At 44.4% G+C, this 17,302-nt stretch carries 20 protein-coding genes; 16 read left to right on the plus strand and 4 right to left on the minus strand.

All coding sequences use genetic code 11. The features are described from left to right. Window position 1: 1 nt before the first annotated feature. From metQ to sufB, 8 genes are all read left to right on the plus strand, one after another. Window positions 2-823 (plus strand): methionine ABC transporter substrate-binding lipoprotein MetQ, encoded by an 822-nt coding sequence (gene metQ / locus MTN95_RS09565; protein WP_105953847.1) that lies wholly within the window; start codon window positions 2-4, stop codon window positions 821-823. Window positions 824-1,161: 338 nt separating this feature from the next. Beyond that, entirely contained in the window at window positions 1,162-1,539 is a 378-nt protein-coding gene (locus MTN95_RS09570; protein WP_038954281.1) for a carboxymuconolactone decarboxylase family protein, read from the plus strand. A gap of 192 nt (window positions 1,540-1,731) precedes the next feature. Next, on the plus strand, window positions 1,732-1,884 hold the full coding sequence (locus tag MTN95_RS09575) for a YuzK family famiily protein (protein WP_010331789.1): 153 nt from the start codon (window positions 1,732-1,734) through the stop codon (window positions 1,882-1,884). A gap of 177 nt (window positions 1,885-2,061) precedes the next feature. Beyond that, window positions 2,062-2,847 (plus strand): Fe-S cluster assembly ATPase SufC, encoded by a 786-nt coding sequence (sufC, locus tag MTN95_RS09580; protein WP_010331788.1) that lies wholly within the window; start codon window positions 2,062-2,064, stop codon window positions 2,845-2,847. 17 nt (window positions 2,848-2,864) lie between these two features. Then, window positions 2,865-4,178 (plus strand): Fe-S cluster assembly protein SufD, encoded by a 1,314-nt coding sequence (gene sufD / locus MTN95_RS09585; RefSeq protein ID WP_248337964.1) that lies wholly within the window; start codon window positions 2,865-2,867, stop codon window positions 4,176-4,178. Continuing rightward, window positions 4,178-5,398, plus strand: coding sequence for a cysteine desulfurase SufS (gene sufS, locus MTN95_RS09590; protein ID WP_105953845.1), 1,221 nt, complete (start codon window positions 4,178-4,180; stop codon window positions 5,396-5,398). Before sufD ends, sufS begins: the two co-directional genes overlap by 1 nt. After that, a complete protein-coding gene (gene sufU / locus MTN95_RS09595; protein WP_003222809.1) occupies window positions 5,388-5,831 on the plus strand; it encodes a Fe-S cluster assembly sulfur transfer protein SufU in 444 nt (147 codons plus the stop codon). Before sufS ends, sufU begins: the two co-directional genes overlap by 11 nt. A 20-nt stretch (window positions 5,832-5,851) precedes the next feature. Then, on the plus strand, window positions 5,852-7,249 hold the full coding sequence (gene sufB, locus MTN95_RS09600) for a Fe-S cluster assembly protein SufB (protein WP_024713611.1): 1,398 nt from the start codon (window positions 5,852-5,854) through the stop codon (window positions 7,247-7,249). Between the two features lie 43 nt (window positions 7,250-7,292). Here the strand turns inward: sufB and MTN95_RS09605 are convergent, their stop codons facing one another. The 3 genes from MTN95_RS09605 to MTN95_RS09615 all read right to left on the minus strand — a co-directional run bounded on the left by MTN95_RS09605 (window position 7,293) and on the right by MTN95_RS09615 (window position 8,237). Further along, window positions 7,293-7,643, minus strand: a complete 351-nt coding sequence (locus MTN95_RS09605; RefSeq protein WP_248337966.1) for a BLB8/JUQZ-1 family protein — start codon at window positions 7,641-7,643, stop codon at window positions 7,293-7,295. A gap of 166 nt (window positions 7,644-7,809) precedes the next feature. Next, window positions 7,810-8,088, minus strand: a complete 279-nt coding sequence (locus MTN95_RS09610; RefSeq protein ID WP_105953843.1) for a hypothetical protein — start codon at window positions 8,086-8,088, stop codon at window positions 7,810-7,812. Further along, window positions 8,088-8,237 (minus strand): spore protein, encoded by a 150-nt coding sequence (locus MTN95_RS09615; RefSeq protein WP_248337968.1) that lies wholly within the window; start codon window positions 8,235-8,237, stop codon window positions 8,088-8,090. The genes MTN95_RS09610 and MTN95_RS09615 overlap by 1 nt, the downstream gene beginning before the upstream one ends. A 158-nt stretch (window positions 8,238-8,395) precedes the next feature. Here MTN95_RS09615 and MTN95_RS09620 point away from each other — a divergent pair, with 158 nt between their 5' ends. The 7 genes from MTN95_RS09620 to MTN95_RS09650 all read left to right on the plus strand — a co-directional run bounded on the left by MTN95_RS09620 (window position 8,396) and on the right by MTN95_RS09650 (window position 15,252). Further along, the gene (locus MTN95_RS09620) at window positions 8,396-9,514 is read left to right on the plus strand and encodes an NAD(P)/FAD-dependent oxidoreductase (RefSeq protein WP_248337972.1); all 1,119 of its coding nucleotides are present in this window, start codon (window positions 8,396-8,398) and stop codon (window positions 9,512-9,514) included. A 102-nt stretch (window positions 9,515-9,616) separates the two neighbouring features. Further along, window positions 9,617-9,991 carry a nucleotide excision repair endonuclease gene (locus tag MTN95_RS09625; RefSeq protein WP_010331777.1) on the plus strand — a complete coding sequence of 125 codons (375 nt, stop codon included), beginning with the start codon at window positions 9,617-9,619 and terminating at the stop codon, window positions 9,989-9,991. Window positions 9,992-10,206: 215 nt separating this feature from the next. Then, window positions 10,207-11,193 carry a fructosamine deglycase FrlB gene (gene frlB, locus MTN95_RS09630; RefSeq protein WP_127696501.1) on the plus strand — a complete coding sequence of 329 codons (987 nt, stop codon included), beginning with the start codon at window positions 10,207-10,209 and terminating at the stop codon, window positions 11,191-11,193. An 80-nt stretch (window positions 11,194-11,273) separates the two neighbouring features. After that, window positions 11,274-12,542 carry an ABC transporter substrate-binding protein gene (locus MTN95_RS09635; protein WP_248337974.1) on the plus strand — a complete coding sequence of 423 codons (1,269 nt, stop codon included), beginning with the start codon at window positions 11,274-11,276 and terminating at the stop codon, window positions 12,540-12,542. A gap of 57 nt (window positions 12,543-12,599) precedes the next feature. Beyond that, window positions 12,600-13,478: a carbohydrate ABC transporter permease gene (locus MTN95_RS09640; protein WP_105953837.1), complete on the plus strand. Its 879-nt coding sequence runs from the start codon at window positions 12,600-12,602 to the stop codon at window positions 13,476-13,478. A gap of 3 nt (window positions 13,479-13,481) precedes the next feature. Further along, on the plus strand, window positions 13,482-14,384 hold the full coding sequence (locus MTN95_RS09645) for a carbohydrate ABC transporter permease (protein ID WP_059334818.1): 903 nt from the start codon (window positions 13,482-13,484) through the stop codon (window positions 14,382-14,384). Between the two features lie 13 nt (window positions 14,385-14,397). Beyond that, entirely contained in the window at window positions 14,398-15,252 is an 855-nt protein-coding gene (locus MTN95_RS09650) for a fructoselysine 6-kinase (RefSeq protein WP_202853787.1), read from the plus strand. A gap of 24 nt (window positions 15,253-15,276) precedes the next feature. Here the strand turns inward: MTN95_RS09650 and frlR are convergent, their stop codons facing one another. Continuing rightward, window positions 15,277-16,005 carry a transcriptional regulator FrlR gene (frlR, locus tag MTN95_RS09655; RefSeq protein ID WP_142391628.1) on the minus strand — a complete coding sequence of 243 codons (729 nt, stop codon included), beginning with the start codon at window positions 16,003-16,005 and terminating at the stop codon, window positions 15,277-15,279. 183 nt (window positions 16,006-16,188) lie between these two features. On the opposite strand from frlR, the gene MTN95_RS09660 reads away from it, so the two are divergent. Further along, window positions 16,189-17,292, plus strand: a complete 1,104-nt coding sequence (locus MTN95_RS09660) for an ABC transporter ATP-binding protein (protein ID WP_248337976.1) — start codon at window positions 16,189-16,191, stop codon at window positions 17,290-17,292. Window positions 17,293-17,302 lie beyond the last annotated feature (10 nt).

The following is a 17,302-nucleotide window of genomic DNA, read 5'->3' on the forward strand; positions in this document are numbered from 1 at the left end:
ATTGAAAAAGCTATTTTTAGGTGCATTACTGCTTGTATTTGCAGGAGTTATGGCTGCCTGCGGTTCTAATAACGCTGAATCCGGCAAGAAAGAAATTGTTGTTGCAGCTACAAAAACACCGCATGCAGAAATTTTAAAAGAAGCTGAACCATTGTTAAAAGAAAAAGGCTACACACTGAAAGTGAAAGTGCTTAGTGATTACAAAATGTACAACAAAGCCTTGGCTGATAAAGAAGTGGATGCGAACTTCTTCCAGCACATTCCTTACCTTGAGCAAGAAATGAAAGAAAACAAAGATTATAAACTTGCGAATGCCGGTGCGATTCACTTAGAGCCATTCGGTATTTATTCTAAAAAATACAAATCATTAAAAGATCTTCCCGACGATGCGACAATTATCCTGACAAATAACGTCGCTGAACAAGGCCGTATGCTTGCAATGCTTGAGAATGCAGGATTAATTACACTTGATTCCAAAGTGGAGACAGTCGATGCAACACTGAAAGACATTAAGAAAAACCCGAAAAACCTTCAGTTCAAAAAAGTAGCGCCTGAATTAACGGCAAAAGCATATGAAAACAAAGAAGGAGACGCGGCCTTTATCAATGTGAACTACGCGATCCAAAATAAATTGAATCCTAAAAAAGACGCGATTGAAGTGGAATCAACAAAAGATAACCCTTACGCCAATATCATTGCAGTGAGAGATGGCGAAGAGGATTCTGCGAAAATCAAAGCGCTGATGGAAGTTCTTCACTCTAAAAAAATCAAAGACTTCATCGATAAAAAATATGACGGAGCTGTGCTTCCTGTATCTGAATAAGACTGAAACCCCGGATGAGAAATCCGGGGTTCAATTATTGACAAAGCCCTAAAACGATATTGGTTTTAGGGCTTTGTCATCTTTTCGGCGTGATTGAACACCCTTGAAGTCTAGGAAGACCGAGCATTGGACCGGGTTTTCACAGGATGTGATGACAACGGTGTTTAGGCAGGACACCTGAGAATTTAGCCGTTGTTCCACTACGTATTGAGCACCAACGCGCAGGTCTGACAACGAATGCGAGGGTTTGCTGACCCGCTGAAACCCCGGATGAGAAATCCGGGGTTTTTTGGGTATTTTCCTTAAAGCTGTTCATAATAAAAAGGAATGTTAAACAGATGGAGGGATTTTCTTTGAATCAAGATAGAGGAAGCATGCAGGACGCGCTAAAACAATATAAACAAAGTTTAGGCACATTTGAACAGAAGATGCCGATGATGGGAAGAAAGTTTAACGAATTCACCGAACAATGCTTTGCAGCTAATTCACTAACAGAAAGAGAAAAACAGCTGATTGCACTGGGGATCGCTATCAATGCTCAGGACGAATACTGCATGATCTATCACACAAAAGGCTGTCTTGACCAAGGAGCGACGGAGGAAAACATTCTTGAAGCGGTCAGTGTGGCGGCGGCATTCGGAGGCGGAGCTGCCCTAAGCCAAGGTGTGACAGTTGTCCAGCAGTGCATAGAGGAATTTGGAAACACTACGCATTAGAAGAAGGAATATTCCGAAAAACGATTCTCATTTCAACTCAAAGGGTCCTTTCGTCTCATCCGTTGTTATATCAAGCCATATCCATTTTGCAGCGTCAGTCGCAGAGCTGATACAATAGCAGTAAATAAATGAAGGGATTGATTCATTATTTGCAGCAGCCAGGACAGACTGGACCTCGATTATACGTCAGAAATGGAAAAAGCGATGCAGCTGTCGCATGGGATCGGGTACGAGGAATACGGACGCCGGCTGGATACAAGAATGGAAGTTGAGCGGCAGAGAGAGCTTGAATATAAAAAATGCAAGCGGTATTCTGCGGAGCTTAATGAGAAAATCGGTCTTTAAAAAAAGGGTGGGAATCCACTCTTTTTCTTTTTCAATTGCTTTAATAAAGTGCTGAACTTTGTTAAACTTGAGAAATGTGCAAGGCACGATAAAAAGTTGTATTTACTTTTCATTTGTTATAAAATTAGAATGAGAATAAAATGAGAATAATGATTATATATTTTTGGAGGTATAGATATGGCTGCTTCAACATTAACGATCAAAGATCTTCACGTTGAAATCGAAGGGAAAGAGATCTTAAAAGGTGTAAACCTTGAAATAAAAGGCGGAGAGTTCCACGCCGTAATGGGACCGAACGGTACTGGTAAATCAACTCTGTCAGCTGCTATTATGGGGCATCCTAAATATGAAGTAACGAAGGGCAGCATCACGCTTGACGGCAAAGATGTACTGGAAATGGAAGTGGACGAGCGTGCGCAGGCAGGTTTGTTCCTTGCAATGCAGTACCCAAGTGAAATCAGCGGTGTGACAAATGCCGACTTCCTTCGTTCTGCGATCAACGCGCGCAGAGAAGAAGGCGACGAAATTTCTCTTATGAAATTCATCCGCAAAATGGACGAAAACATGGAGTTCTTAGAAATGGACCCTGAAATGGCTCAGCGCTACCTCAACGAAGGCTTCTCAGGCGGGGAGAAAAAACGCAACGAAATCCTTCAGCTGATGATGATTGAACCGAAAATCGCCATCCTTGATGAAATCGACTCAGGTCTTGATATTGACGCTTTGAAAGTTGTATCAAAAGGGATCAACAAAATGCGCAGCGAAAGCTTCGGCTGCCTGATGATCACTCACTATCAGCGTCTGTTAAACTACATCACTCCTGATGTGGTTCACGTTATGATGCAAGGCCGCGTTGTAAAATCCGGCGGTGCAGAGCTTGCACAGCGTCTTGAAGCAGAAGGTTATGACTGGATTAAAAAAGAACTTGGCATTGAAGACGAAACTGTAGGCCAAGAAGCGTAAGCGTTAGGGGGATTAATATGACACTAGATACAAAACTATCCGTAGATCAGGAGTATCTCAAAAGCTTTTCCGAAAAGCATCAAGAACCTGCCTGGCTGAAAAACCTGCGCTTACAGGCTCTTGAACAAGCTGAGGATCTGCCGATGCCGAAGCCTGACAAAACAAAAATCACAAACTGGAACTTCACGAACTTCGCGAAGCATACAGTTGATAATGAGCCGCTTTCTTCATTAGAAGATTTGACTGATGAAGCAAAAGCGCTGATCGATGTCGAAAACGAAGATAAAACGTTATATGTACAGCGTGATCAGACGCCTGCATACCTTTCTCTTTCTCAGGAATTGAAAGACAAAGGCGTTATCTTTACTGATATTTTGACTGCTGCACGCGAGCACAGCGACTTAGTGGAGAAATACTTTATGAAAGACGGCGTGAAAGTTGATGAGCATAAATTAACTGCACTTCACGCAGCTCTTGTTAACGGAGGGGCATTCCTCTATGTTCCGAAAAATGTTCAGGTGGAGACGCCGGTTCAGGCTGTTTATGTCCACGAAAGCAACGATACAGCTCTATTCAACCACGTATTGATTGTGGCGGAAGACCATAGCTCAGTAACGTATGTAGAAAACTACATCAGCACGGTCAACCCGAAAGATGCTGTATTCAATATTATCAGTGAGGTTATCACAGGTGATAATGCCAGTGTGACATACGGTGCGGTGGATAATCTGTCTTCCGGCGTGACAACTTACGTCAACCGCCGCGGTGCTGCACGCGGCCGCGACAGCAAAATCGAGTGGGCTCTCGGCCTCATGAACGATGGCGACACCATTTCCGAAAACACAACAAACCTTTACGGTGACGGCACCTACGGCGACACGAAAACGGTTGTTGTTGGAAGAGGAGAGCAAACAGAAAACTTCACGACACAAATCATTCATTTCGGTAAAGCTTCTGAAGGATATATCTTGAAGCACGGTGTGATGAAGGATTCCGCTTCTTCTATCTTTAACGGAATCGGCAAAATCGAACATGGCGCTTCTAAAGCAAATGCGGAACAGGAATCCCGTGTGCTGATGCTCAGCGAAAAAGCGCGCGGAGATGCAAACCCTATTCTTTTAATTGAAGAAGACGATGTAACTGCAGGACATGCGGCATCTGTCGGCCGTGTGGACCCTATTCAGCTTTACTACCTGATGAGCCGCGGTATTGCGAAAGAAGAAGCAGAACGCTTAGTCATCTACGGATTCCTTGCGCCGGTAGTTAACGAACTTCCGATTGAAGGCGTTAAGAAACAATTGGTTTCTGTTATCGAAAGGAAAGTGAAGTAATGAATATCACAGATATTCGTGAACAGTTCCCGATCCTTCATCAGCAAGTGAACGGACATGATCTCGTTTATCTCGACAGCGCGGCGACTTCCCAGAAGCCGCGTGCTGTCATTGAAACACTGGATAAGTATTATAACCAATACAATTCCAATGTTCACCGGGGCGTCCATACGCTTGGAACCAGAGCGACAGACGGTTATGAAGGAGCGCGTGAAAAAGTCCGCAAGTTTATTAACGCGAAGTCAATGGCTGAGATTATTTTCACAAAAGGCACGACCACATCACTGAATATGGTGGCGTTAAGCTATGCGCGCGCCAACCTGAAACCGGGTGATGAAGTGGTCATCACCTATATGGAGCATCATGCGAATATCATTCCGTGGCAGCAGGCTGTCAAAGCGACTGGCGCCACATTAAAATATATTCCGCTGCAGGAAGACGGCACGATTTCATTAGATGACGTCAGAGCAACAGTCACGAGCAATACGAAGATTGTTGCGGTATCTCATGTGTCTAATGTTCTCGGCACGATCAACCCGATAAAAGAAATGGCGAACATCGCTCATGACAACGGGGCTGTCATTGTGGTGGACGGTGCACAAAGCACGCCTCACATGAAAATTGACGTGCAGGATCTCGATTGCGACTTCTTTGCGCTTTCTTCCCACAAAATGTGCGGTCCTACCGGAGTAGGCGTGCTGTACGGAAAGAAAGCCCTGCTGGAAAACATGGAGCCTGCCGAATTCGGCGGTGAAATGATCGACTTTGTCGGGCTTTATGAATCAACTTGGAAAGAGCTTCCGTGGAAATTCGAAGCGGGTACTCCGATTATTGCTGGAGCAATCGGTCTCGGTGCCGCAATTGATTTTCTCGAAGAAATCGGCCTTGATGAGATTTCCCGCCACGAGCACAAGCTTGCAGCTTATGCGCTTGAACGCTTCCGTCAGCTTGACGGCGTGACGGTTTACGGACCAGAAGAGCGTGCCGGGCTGATCACATTTAACCTTGATGATGTTCATCCGCACGATGTGGCAACCGTACTTGATGCGGAAGGGATCGCTGTCAGAGCGGGTCACCATTGCGCCCAGCCGCTGATGAAATGGCTGGATGTAACTGCTACTGCGAGAGCAAGCTTTTATCTGTATAATACAGAGGAAGAGATTGATAAGCTTGTGGAAGCTCTTCAAAAGACAAAGGAGTATTTTACAAATGTCTTTTAATGCAAACTTAGATACATTGTACAGACAGGTGATTATGGATCATTACAAAAACCCGCGCAACAAAGGGGTTTTGAATGACAGCATCGTCGTGGATATGAACAATCCGACATGCGGCGACCGAATCAGGCTGACAATGAAGCTTGACGGAGACATCGTGGAAGATGCGAAATTTGAAGGGGAAGGCTGTTCCATTTCAATGGCATCCGCTTCGATGATGACTCAGGCGATTAAAGGGAAAGATATTGAAACAGCCCTTTCTATGTCTAAGATTTTCTCGGATATGATGCAAGGGAAAGAATATGATGATTCTATAGATCTGGGTGATATTGAAGCCCTTCAAGGCGTTTCAAAATTCCCGGCCCGTATTAAATGTGCAACCCTGTCATGGAAGGCACTTGAAAAAGGAGTCGCTAAAGAAGAAGGCGGCAATTAAAAGGATTGGAGTGAAAATGGATGGCTAAAAAAATGCCTGATATTGGTGAATACAAATATGGTTTTCACGACAAGGACGTTTCCATTTTCCGTTCAGAGCGCGGATTGACAAAAGAAATCGTAGAAGAAATTTCTCGCATGAAAGAAGAGCCTCAATGGATGCTTGATTTCCGCTTGAAATCACTTGAACATTTCTACAACATGCCAATGCCTCAATGGGGCGGAGATCTAAACTCACTGAACTTTGACGAAATTACGTACTACGTAAAACCGTCTGAGCGTTCAGAGCGTTCTTGGGATGAAGTTCCTGAAGAAATTAAGCAAACTTTCGACAAGCTCGGTATTCCTGAAGCTGAACAAAAATACCTTGCGGGTGTTTCTGCTCAGTACGAATCAGAGGTTGTATACCACAACATGAAAGAAGATCTTGAAGCGCAAGGCATCGTCTTTAAAGACACAGACAGCGCGCTGAAAGAAAATGAAGATATTTTCCGTGAGCACTGGGCAAAAGTGATTCCGCCGACTGATAACAAGTTTGCGGCGCTGAACTCAGCTGTTTGGTCCGGCGGATCTTTCATCTATGTGCCAAAAGGCGTGAAGGTTGAAACACCGCTTCAAGCTTACTTCCGTATCAACTCTGAAAACATGGGTCAGTTCGAACGTACACTGATCATCGTTGACGAAGAAGCAAGCGTGCATTACGTTGAGGGCTGTACGGCACCTGTTTACACAACAAACTCTCTTCACAGTGCGGTTGTTGAAATCATCGTGAAAAAAGGCGGCTACTGCCGTTATACAACGATCCAAAACTGGGCGAACAACGTTTACAACCTTGTAACAAAGCGTACGATCTGTGAAGAAAACGCAACTATGGAATGGATCGATGGCAACATCGGATCTAAACTGACAATGAAATATCCGGCTTGTATCCTAAAAGGCGAAGGCGCGCGCGGTATGACGCTTTCTATCGCTCTTGCGGGTAAAGGCCAGCATCAGGATGCGGGTGCGAAAATGATTCACCTTGCGCCAAACACATCTTCCACAATCGTATCAAAATCGATCTCTAAACAAGGCGGGAAAGTAACCTACCGCGGAATTGTCCACTTCGGACGTAAAGCGGAAGGCGCCCGTTCCAACATCGAGTGTGATACGCTCATTATGGATAACAAATCAACATCAGATACAATTCCTTACAATGAAATCTTAAATGATAACATTTCATTGGAGCACGAAGCGAAAGTGTCTAAAGTATCTGAAGAACAGCTCTTCTACTTGATGAGCCGCGGCATTTCCGAAGAAGAAGCGACTGAAATGATCGTAATGGGCTTCATCGAGCCATTCACAAAAGAGCTTCCAATGGAATACGCAGTTGAAATGAACCGTTTGATTAAGTTCGAAATGGAAGGTTCAATCGGTTAATGTAAAAATAAAACCCGGCGGAATACCGCCGGGTTTTGTTTGTTTACAGACGAACACTAATCGTGACAACTCCTAGTACGCTTGTTCCCTTATAGATCGTAACTTGAGCAGAACCAGGAATTGACTTGCTGTATACCATTCCGCTTTGACTTACAGAGATATAATCACGACCGGAAGTGACAACATAGCTAGTGGCTCCTTCTCTAGCAATATTTAAGTAACTGTTTACTTTCATTTGGTAAAAGGCATCCATGACTTTAATAGGGCTGTTTGATACATTTTGAATTGAAGGTGTTGGAGTAGCTGACATTTCTTCAGCAGAGGCCACACCGCCTAAGCTTAAAGCCAAAGCTGAAACTGAAAGTGCAGAAATAATCGCTTTTTTACATTTCATTTGTAACACTCCTTTTTTATTTTTCCTTACACCTTACAATTTGGATAAAGAAAGGTTAGTTCCTGTTACTTAATATGTATAATTTGTTAAGATATGGTTATTAACTCAATGATGTATACTTTAAATGATGAGAACCGCAGGCATGTTTAAGCCTGCGATTGCTATTTCAACTTTCGGATATATCATTAGGATGAATATTGATGGTGGATGCTGCTGAGGGAATATCAACTTTTTTCATCTCTAGCAATTGAGTATAGGCCGTGTCGAATTCATCTTTTGTCATCTGTTTTGCGGCTAATGCAGAGCATAAAATGGCAAAGGCAATCGGCATTGTGTCAATGTGAATATCAATATGGACTTCCGAATTGCCGCTGTTTTCGATAACAGAGCCATTTTTGGGCATTTCCGCAGTATGTCTGTTGATAGGAATGATGTTTTCGTTCATTATTCTTCTCCGTCTTGTGACTGCGCCTGTGACTGATCCTGATCTGAATTCACGTTGACCACGACGCTTGAATTGCCGCTGTTTACAACTTTGGCAATTGCCGCATTGCGGTCTGTGTTTTCTTCATTTTCATGACGATTTTCGCTCATGGTATCATCCTTTCTCTATTGATAGTGACAGGATATTCAATAGGAGAGTGAAGAGATTGGACGAACTTCGCGGTTTTTCCACATTGGGTCTATAGGTCGAAGGAAAGCACTCTATTTGGTAAAATGAATAGATATTATAAAAGAAAAGGTGTTTGCATATGAAGTCTTACATCATCGTCGGCGCAGGCATACTAGGTGCATCGACGGCTTATCATCTCGCAAAATCAGGAGCCCGGGTTACGGTGATAGACCGGAAGGAACCGGGACAAGCTACGGATGCGGCGGCGGGGATCGTCTGCCCTTGGCTGTCGCAGCGCCGCAATCAGGATTGGTATCAGCTCGCTAAGGGCGGAGCGCGATACTATGCGGATTTAATCAAACAGTTGGAAGAGGACGGAGAAACGGATACAGGATATAAGCGTGTCGGTGCGATCAGCATTCACACTGATGCGGTGAAGCTCGATAAGATGGAGGAGCGGGCGTATAAGAGACGGGAGGACGCGCCGGAGATCGGTGAGATTACCCGCTTGTCCGCGAGTGAGACGAAAAAGCTGTTTCCGATTTTAGCTGATGGCTATGAATCGGTTCATATCAGCGGCGCCGCTCGTGTGAACGGGAGGGCGCTATGCCGGTCGCTTTTAAACGCTGCCGAGAAACATGGTGCAGTCATTGTAAAAGGAAACGCGTCCTTGCTTTTTGAGAACGGAAGAGTCACCGGTGTCCAAACAGACAAGCAGCAGTTTGAGGCAGATAATGTGATCGTGACTGGAGGGGCATGGGCCAATGAATTGATGAAGCCTCTGGGCATTCATTTTCAAGTGTCCTTTCAGAAGGCGCAGATTATGCATTTTGAAATCCCTGGCGCAGATACCGGATCATGGCCGGTGGTGATGCCGCCGAATGACCAGTATATTCTGTCCTTTGATGACGGCAGAATTGTAGCAGGCGCCACCCATGAAAATGAGGCCGATCTTAAAGACCTGCGTGTGACAGCAGGGGGACAGCATGAAGTCTTGAGCAAAGCACTTGCCGCAGCCCCTGGGCTTGCTGACAGCACAGTCATTGAAACAAGAGTGGGCTTCAGACCGTTTACACCGGGGTTTCTGCCAGTGGTGGGTGCCGTGCCGAATGTTCAAGGACTTTACGCCGCTAACGGTTTAGGCGCGTCGGGACTAACGATGGGACCGTTTCTCGGTTCAGAGCTCGCAAAGCTAGTTCTCGGAAAGCAGACAGAAATAGACCTTAGCCCTTATGATCTTGCCTGTGCGCTTGCATAATAATGAAAGGCATGACAAACAAATATAGTAAAGCTGTTCTAGCTTTTCTTTCCTGTCTGTGTTAGCATTTATCTTTAATGAAAAAGAGGACGTGAACTGATTTTGATAAAAATTGATATACCCGCACCGAATGTCACCATCACTGAACGACAGCAGTCAGCTAATGATAACGAGCCGAAAATAAAGGCGATTTACGGATTCATCGACTTTCACCAGATACCTAGGGATAAAGGCGGCATCTTCATGTTTTATAACATTCATGACGAACTGCTATTTGTCGGTAAAGCCAGAAAGTTAAGACAGAGAATTAAGAAACATTTTGAAGACACTGTCTCACCGATCAAAAATCACAGGGACGAAGTTTATAAAATTGAAGTATGTGTAGTCGAAGATCCAATGGAAAGAGAAATTTACGAAACCTACATCATCAATACACAGCACTCGAAGTACAATATAGACAAGGTATTTTTTAAATAAGAAGTCAGTCTGCGGATTGAGCAGTGAAGCCAGAGCTTATGTTAAGTTCTGGCTTTTTGATTTGGCATTTTTGTACACGTAGGCCTGTTGTCTATCACTTGATTAAATTATTGAGAAATTTCAGAAAATGATATTGACAATCCTAGCTGCGGACTTTAATATAACAATATATAATGTTATATAACGTTATATAATAAAAACGAGGAGTGAAGGATTTGAGTCAGGTCACAGCAAAAGTTAATCGTGAGGTTCAAGCTTTCTTGCAGGATTTGAAAGGAAAAACCATTGACCATGTATTCTTTGTCGCATGCGGAGGGTCTTCGGCCATCATGTATCCGAGTAAATATGTGTTTGACAGGGAGTCAAAATCAATCAGCTCTGACCTTTACAGCTCTAATGAATTTATTCAGCGAAACCCTGTGCAGCTCGGTGAAAAGTCTCTTGTCATTTTGTGCTCGCATTCGGGAAATACCCCGGAAACGGTAAAAGCCGCTGCATTTGCGAGAAGCAAAGGCGCGCTTACGATTGCAATGACGTATAAGCCGGAGTCTCCTTTAGCACAGGAAGCGCAATATGTAGCCCAATATGACTGGGGGGATGAGGCGCAGGCGATCAATACGAACTATGGCGTTCTATATCAAATCGTTTTCGGCGCTTTGCAGGTATTAGAAAACAATACGACATTTGAACAAGCAATAGAAGGTTTAGATCAATTGCAGGCTGTGTATGATGAAGCCCTTAAGCAGGAAGCTGAAAACACACAGCAATTTGCGAAAGCGCATGAAAAAGAAAGCATCATTTATACAATGGCAAGCGGTGCAAACTACGGTGTCGCTTACTCCTACAGCATCTGCATTCTCATGGAAATGCAATGGATTCATTCCCACGCCATTCATGCCGGAGAATATTTTCACGGACCGTTTGAAATTATTGATGAATCCGTGCCATTTATCATCCTGCTCGGTTTAGATGAAACAAGGCCTCTTGAAGAGCGGGCGCTTACCTTCTCGAAAAAATATGGCAAAAAGCTGACTGTGCTTGATGCCGCATCTTACGACTTCACTGCAATTGACGATTCAGTAAAAGGCTACCTTGCTCCGCTCGTTCTTAACCGTGTGCTGAGAAGCTATGCGGACGCTTTGGCAGAAGCAAGAAATCATCCTTTATCTCATAGAAGATACATGTGGAAAGTTGAGTATTGATCTGAAAAAGAGGAACCATTATGCATTAGACTATAATGTTATATAACATTATAGTCTAATGTCCAGAGGAGGCCAACCCTTTGAAGAAAATGTTTTTATTTTTGATCATTGCAGCTGTCAGTATGCTCACCATTGCGGGCTGTTCGAGCCAGGGCAGTTCAGCGGATGGAAAGGTGACATTGAAATTTTTCCACAGATGGCCGAAGGAGCCGGAAAAAAGGTATTTTGAAGAGGTTGTAAAGGAATTTGAAAAAGAGCATCCGGATATCGACATTCAAACTGAAGCGGTTTTGAATGACTCCTATAAAGATAAAATTAAAGTTATGCTGGGAACCAGCAGCCCTCCTGATATTTACTTCTCATGGAGTGACGAGTTTGCTTTTAAATTTATCAGAGGAAATAAAGCACTTGATCTCTCGTCCTACTACAAAGATGATACAGATTGGTCATCGCAGCTCGTTCAATCGCAAGTTACACCATTTACGTATGAAAACAAACAATATGGCGTGCCGTGGCAAATGGACGCTAAATCATTTTTCTATAATAAAGATATTTTTAAAAAGCTCAATCTAGAGCCGCCGGCGACTTGGGATGAACTCATCGATGTCTCCAAGAAGCTGAAAGAAAATGGCTATACGCCGATCAGTTTCGGAACAAAAGCGCCTTGGACAATCTCACATTATATCGGCACGCTGAATCAGCGGATGGTCGATGAAAAAACAAGAGAAAAGGATTATAACGCCAAAACGGGTGAATTTACCGATGAAGGCTATGTGAAAGCACTTGAAAAGCTGCAGGAACTGATGCCTTACTTCAATAAACATGTAAATTCCGTCGACCATGAATATGTGAGACAGCAATTTAAGAGCGGAAAGTCGGCGATGATATATGCGGAAACGGCTGAAATCAAACTGGTCGAGCCAGTGAATCTAGGGATGTTCTCATTCCCTGAAATCAGCGGGCAAAAAGGATCTTCAGAAGCGTTAACGGGGGCGCCTGAAGGATTTATGATTTCCTCGAAAACAAAACATCCGAAGGAAGCAGTAGAATTTTTGCAATTTCTGACGTCGAAAAAAATGGGTGAAAAGCTCGTTAAAGACGTCGGCAAATACAGTGCGGTGAAAGGGACGGCAACCGAAGAAAATTCTACAGCCATTCAGCGTGAAGCCGTTCAGCATATCGTAGATGCCAAATCAATGGTTCCGTGGTTCGATATGGATGTAGATGTTGAAATCGCAGATGTGTACTTAACAAGCGTCCAGCAAATGCTTGGCGGCGACATGACACCGGAGCAGGTCATGAAAGCCGTCCAAAAAGCAGCCAAGCAAGTGAAGGCGTCAGCTGAATAAATCCAAGAAAAGGTGAAGCGACGCACCTTTTCTTTTTATAAAGGAGATGAGTTATCCTTGGTCAACCAAAATAGAATAATCCCCTATTTGTTTTTACTGCCGGCTCTTGTTTTTCTACTTTTCGTTTATATCCCGATTTTTGAGAATGTCTTTCTCAGTCTGTTTCAATGGAGCTCTTTTTCTCCGGAAAAAACGTTTATCGGATTGAAGAACTATGTTGAATTATTTCGTGATCCTGTCTTTTATCAAGCCCTCACGAATAACGTGCTCTACGCAGTGATCTCAATTGTATGCCAGGTGTTTGGCGGTTTGATTTTGGCGGCGGTGCTTGAGGATAAGCTGGTCAGAAAATGGTCGCCTTTTTTTCGTACCGTTTTCTTTTTGCCGGTTGTCATCTCAATGACGGTTATCGCGCTTTTATTTGATTTTATTTACAACCCTGAGACGGGGCTTTTGAATCAGCTGCTTCAGGCAATCGGGCTGGATCAGCTGACGAGGGCATGGCTCGGGGAGGACAGCACGGCTATGCTTTCTGTCATCTTTGTGTCGCAGTGGCAGTCTGTCGGTTATATTGCGATGCTGTATATTGTGTCGATTCAAAAAATACCGGATGAACTGTATGAAGCAGCGCGGCTTGACGGTGCGGGGAAAATTCAGCAGTTTTTTCACATTACCATTCCCCAGACGAAAGAGATGTCTTTTGTTGCGGTGGTGATGACGCTGACAGGCGCTTTTACAGTGTTTAACGAGCCGTACATTTTGACAGGCGGCGGACCGGGAAACGCTTCTGAGGTATTAAGCACATTCTTATATAAAAGTGCCTTTACAAAGGATATGATGGGTTATGCTTCAGCGATTGCCACTATTGTGTTACTCATTACACTTGCTTTGTCGCTCATGCAAATGAAGTTCTTTAAAACCGGAAAGGAGGATTAACAGATGCTGCCTCAAAAGAAGACAGATTCGTTTAGATTAGAGCCTGTGCCTGACCGGCACATCGAGGTGAAAAGAAAGCCGAGGCGAAAATGGTATATCGGAGAAACGTCTGTGTGGGTTTTTCTGTTTCTTTATCTAATCGCGATTGCTTATCCGCTTTTATGGATGGTCATGAGCGCCTTTAAAAGCTCGGATGATATTTTTGAGAACAGCTGGTCGCTGCCGTCTTCGTGGCATCCGGAGAACTTTGTGTCCGCCTGGAATCAGGGGATTTCTTCTTATTTTATGAACAGTGTGATCGTGACGGCGCTGACATGTGTGATTACTGTTTTTATCAGCGCATGGGCGGCGTACGGGCTTTCGAGGTTCGAGTTTAAAGGAAGAGGGTTCTTCTTGGTGCTTTGTCTTGGCGGTTTGATGCTGACGCCTCAGGTCAGTCTTGTGCCGCTTTATTCCATTATTCAGTCGCTGGGGCTTTACAATACGTATTGGGCTTTGATTTTGCCTTATGCGGCTTATCGGATTCCATTTACCATCATTTTAATCCGCTCTTATTTTCTTTCTATTTCTAAAGAATTGGAAGAGGCGGCTTATTTAGATGGGTGTACGAGTTTCGGGGTATTTTTCAGAATTTTCTTACCAATGAGTGTGCCGATTTTAGTGACGTCGGGTATTCTGACAGCTTACCATACGTGGAATGAGTTTATGTTTGCGATTATTTTCATAGATGACGAGAATTTGCGGACCATTCCAGCGGGGCTGATGCAGTTCCGAGATGCGCTGCAGACGGATTGGGGCGTCTTGCTGGCGGGATTAACGATTTCTGCCGCGCCGATTATTATTCTATTTTTATTTATGCAGAAATATTTTGTCCGCGGGATTGCAAGCGGAAGCGTAAAAGGATAAAGGAGGAAGCACAATGAAATTAATTGCTGTTGGAGACAATGTTGTAGACTACTATCAGGATCAAGAAACATTCTACCCGGGAGGAAATGCCTTAAATGTCGCAGTGCTTGCAAAACGGCTCGGGCATGAGTCTTCTTATATCGGAATCGTCGGCAATGACGAAGCCGCGGCTCATCTGCTGAATGTGCTGAAATTGGAGAAGGTCAACGCTGATTTTATTCGCCAGGCGCATGGGGAAAACGGAATGGCAATCGTTACCCTTGATGAACAGGGGGACCGGATCTTTGTCCGATCGAATAAGGGCGGCATCCAGTCGCGTCTCCGTCTTGCGTTTCAGGAAAAGGACTTATCTTTTATCAGCGGGCATGATCTGCTTCATACCAGTGTGTACAGCAGGATTGAGAACGATTTGCCGCAGCTGTGCGGGCTGATCCCGGTCTCTTTTGATTTTTCAACAAATCGAGAGGATGAGTATTTGAAAAAGGTCTGTCCTTATGTGACGTACGCGTTCTTTTCAGGAAGCGATCTGAGTGAGACGGAGTGCGGCCAGCTTGCCAAAAAGGCACATGAGTACGGAGCAAAAATCGTTTGCATGACCCGCGGCGGGCAAGGGGCGATCCTGTCTGCGGGGGACCGAATCTATCATCAGCCGATTGTGGAAGCTGATATAATAGACACACTCGGAGCGGGAGATTCATTTATCGCGGGATTTTTGACTGCGTTTTGTGAAAAGCAGGATATGATGAACGCTTTGCGCCAAGGAGCGGAAACAGCTGCGAAAACATGCGGAGTGTACGGGGCATTCGGTTACGGCTATCCCTATCGCCTGGAGGAAGGGGGAAGCAGTGAAAAAACGAGAATACTATAAGCAGTGTCTCGTTTTTTATGCCTGTCATGTGTAGGGACTGTTGATTGTAAATGTGACACGGTTTGTGTGCATCAAAAACAGTGAGCAGTAGATCGGCTGATCGTTTGAGGTAAATGCGGTTTTATCGATTTCAAACAGCGCATCCCCGATATCGCAATCCAAGTATTTGCTTTCCTCCTGCTGGGCATAGACAACATTTAATAGTTTTGTATTGTGAGTGGGAACAACTTGGTATTGCTGTTTCAAAATATCATGCATAGATACACCGTCAGCAATAAACGTATTGATGGCAGGAAACATGTCCAGCGGGTAATGCGTGATCTCAAAGGTGAGCGGCTGATCATCGTTATATAAAATCCGTTTTAATTCAACGACAGAGCTCTCGGGATTGATCTGAAGCTTTTCGGCGATCGGTTTCGATGCTGGAATGATTTCATGGGACAGAACCTGGTGCTTCGGTTTTTTTCCGGTTGATTCCATAAATTCCGAGTAGCCGTTTACTGCGATCAGCTCTCTCTTCAATTTAGGGCTTTTAACGAACGTTCCTTTTCCCTGCTGCCTGATCAGATAGCCTTCTTCGACCAGATCGAGAATGGCTTTTCTGACGGTAATACGGCTGACATTATACTTGCTGCAAAGCTCGTTTTCTGTGGGCAGCTTGGCAGCCGGGGAATACAAGCCCTTTTTAATGTCATCTGTTATGATTTGTTTTAGCTGAATGTATAAAGGTGTTGAACTTCCGTTGTTTAACAAGGGGTAGCCTCCTTTTAAGCTATTATTTATATTATAATGTATTATGACGTTATAATACAAATTTGCATTTTTTGTTTTAGAAATATAGCAAATATGGGAATCGATTACTCTAAAAATAACAGAAAGACCGAGTTGTTTCCAGTGACGAAATAACGGAGAAAAAAAGACGGGGGGAGTTTTCTGATGGCTTCATTAACATTTGAACATGTCAAAAAATCATATCATTCACAATTAACGGTGAAGGATTTTGATTTAGATGTAAAAGATAAAGAGCTTTTGGTGCTGGTGGGGCCGTCAGGCTGCGGCAAATCGACAACCCTGCGGATGGTGGCTGGGCTGGAAAGCATTTCGGAAGGAAGCCTCTTTATCGATGGGGAACGGGTCAATGATCTTCCGCCGAAGGAGCGTGATATCGCGATGGTGTTTCAAAACTATGCGCTGTATCCGCATATGACTGTTTTCGATAACATGGCATTTGGACTGAAGCTCAGAAAAATGCCGAAACAAGAAATTGCCGAGCGGGTGCATGCAGCTGCAAACATTTTGGAGATTGAGCATTTGCTGAAGAGAAAACCGAAGGCACTTTCCGGCGGCCAGCGGCAAAGGGTGGCGCTTGGCAGATCAATTGTGCGGGAACCAAAGGTCTTTTTAATGGATGAACCGCTTTCTAATCTGGATGCGAAGCTGAGAGTGACGATGCGGACAGAAATCAGCAAGCTTCACCAGCGGCTGGAAGCAACCATTATCTATGTCACCCATGATCAGACTGAAGCGATGACGATGGGCGATCGGATTGTCGTCATGAATGAAGGTAAAATTCAGCAAGTGGCCAAGCCTCATGATATCTATCATTATCCGGCAAACCTGTTCGTGGCCGGGTTTATTGGCTCTCCCGGAATGAACTTTTTCAAAGGCATGATTGAAGAGCACCATGGCGAGCTGTTTTTCACAAACCCTTCGATCCGGCTTCATATCCCTGAAGAAAAGGCGAAACGGCTGAAGGAAAAAGGCTATGCCGGAAAACAGATGACAGCCGGTGTACGGCCGGAGCACATCGCACAAATGACTGGAAATGACCGGCTGTTTGATTCCGTGTTTAAAGCGACGGTGGAAGTGAATGAAAATTTGGGATCTGAGCTGATTGTGCATGTCAGCGCCGGGAACGAGCGGCTCACGGTTCGCCTGGATGGCGGCAATCGAATCGCCGCGGGCGATACAATTCAGCTGGCGGTGAAAATGGATCACGCCGTCTTTTTCGATGCTGAAACGGAACAGGCTGTGTATTAGAAAAGGTGCT

The sequence above is a fragment of the Bacillus sp. 2CMS4F genome (assembly GCF_023161785.1).
GTDB lineage: Bacteria > Bacillota > Bacilli > Bacillales > Bacillaceae > Bacillus > Bacillus halotolerans.

Coding starts and splice junctions, on each gene's coding strand:
- MTN95_RS09570 (WP_038954281.1), top strand. CDS start 1,162: ATGGAGGGATTTTCTTTGAATCAAGATAGAGGAAGCATGCAGGACGCG.
- MTN95_RS09575 (WP_010331789.1), top strand. CDS start 1,732: ATGGAAAAAGCGATGCAGCTGTCGCATGGGATCGGGTACGAGGAATAC.
- sufC (WP_010331788.1), top strand. CDS start 2,062: ATGGCTGCTTCAACATTAACGATCAAAGATCTTCACGTTGAAATCGAA.
- sufD (WP_248337964.1), top strand. CDS start 2,865: ATGACACTAGATACAAAACTATCCGTAGATCAGGAGTATCTCAAAAGC.
- sufS (WP_105953845.1), top strand. CDS start 4,178: ATGAATATCACAGATATTCGTGAACAGTTCCCGATCCTTCATCAGCAA.
- sufU (WP_003222809.1), top strand. CDS start 5,388: ATGTCTTTTAATGCAAACTTAGATACATTGTACAGACAGGTGATTATG.
- sufB (WP_024713611.1), top strand. CDS start 5,852: ATGGCTAAAAAAATGCCTGATATTGGTGAATACAAATATGGTTTTCAC.
- MTN95_RS09605 (WP_248337966.1), bottom strand. CDS start 7,643: ATGAAATGTAAAAAAGCGATTATTTCTGCACTTTCAGTTTCAGCTTTG.
- MTN95_RS09610 (WP_105953843.1), bottom strand. CDS start 8,088: ATGAACGAAAACATCATTCCTATCAACAGACATACTGCGGAAATGCCC.
- MTN95_RS09615 (WP_248337968.1), bottom strand. CDS start 8,237: ATGAGCGAAAATCGTCATGAAAATGAAGAAAACACAGACCGCAATGCG.
- MTN95_RS09620 (WP_248337972.1), top strand. CDS start 8,396: ATGAAGTCTTACATCATCGTCGGCGCAGGCATACTAGGTGCATCGACG.
- MTN95_RS09645 (WP_059334818.1), top strand. CDS start 13,482: ATGCTGCCTCAAAAGAAGACAGATTCGTTTAGATTAGAGCCTGTGCCT.
- MTN95_RS09650 (WP_202853787.1), top strand. CDS start 14,398: ATGAAATTAATTGCTGTTGGAGACAATGTTGTAGACTACTATCAGGAT.
- MTN95_RS09660 (WP_248337976.1), top strand. CDS start 16,189: ATGGCTTCATTAACATTTGAACATGTCAAAAAATCATATCATTCACAA.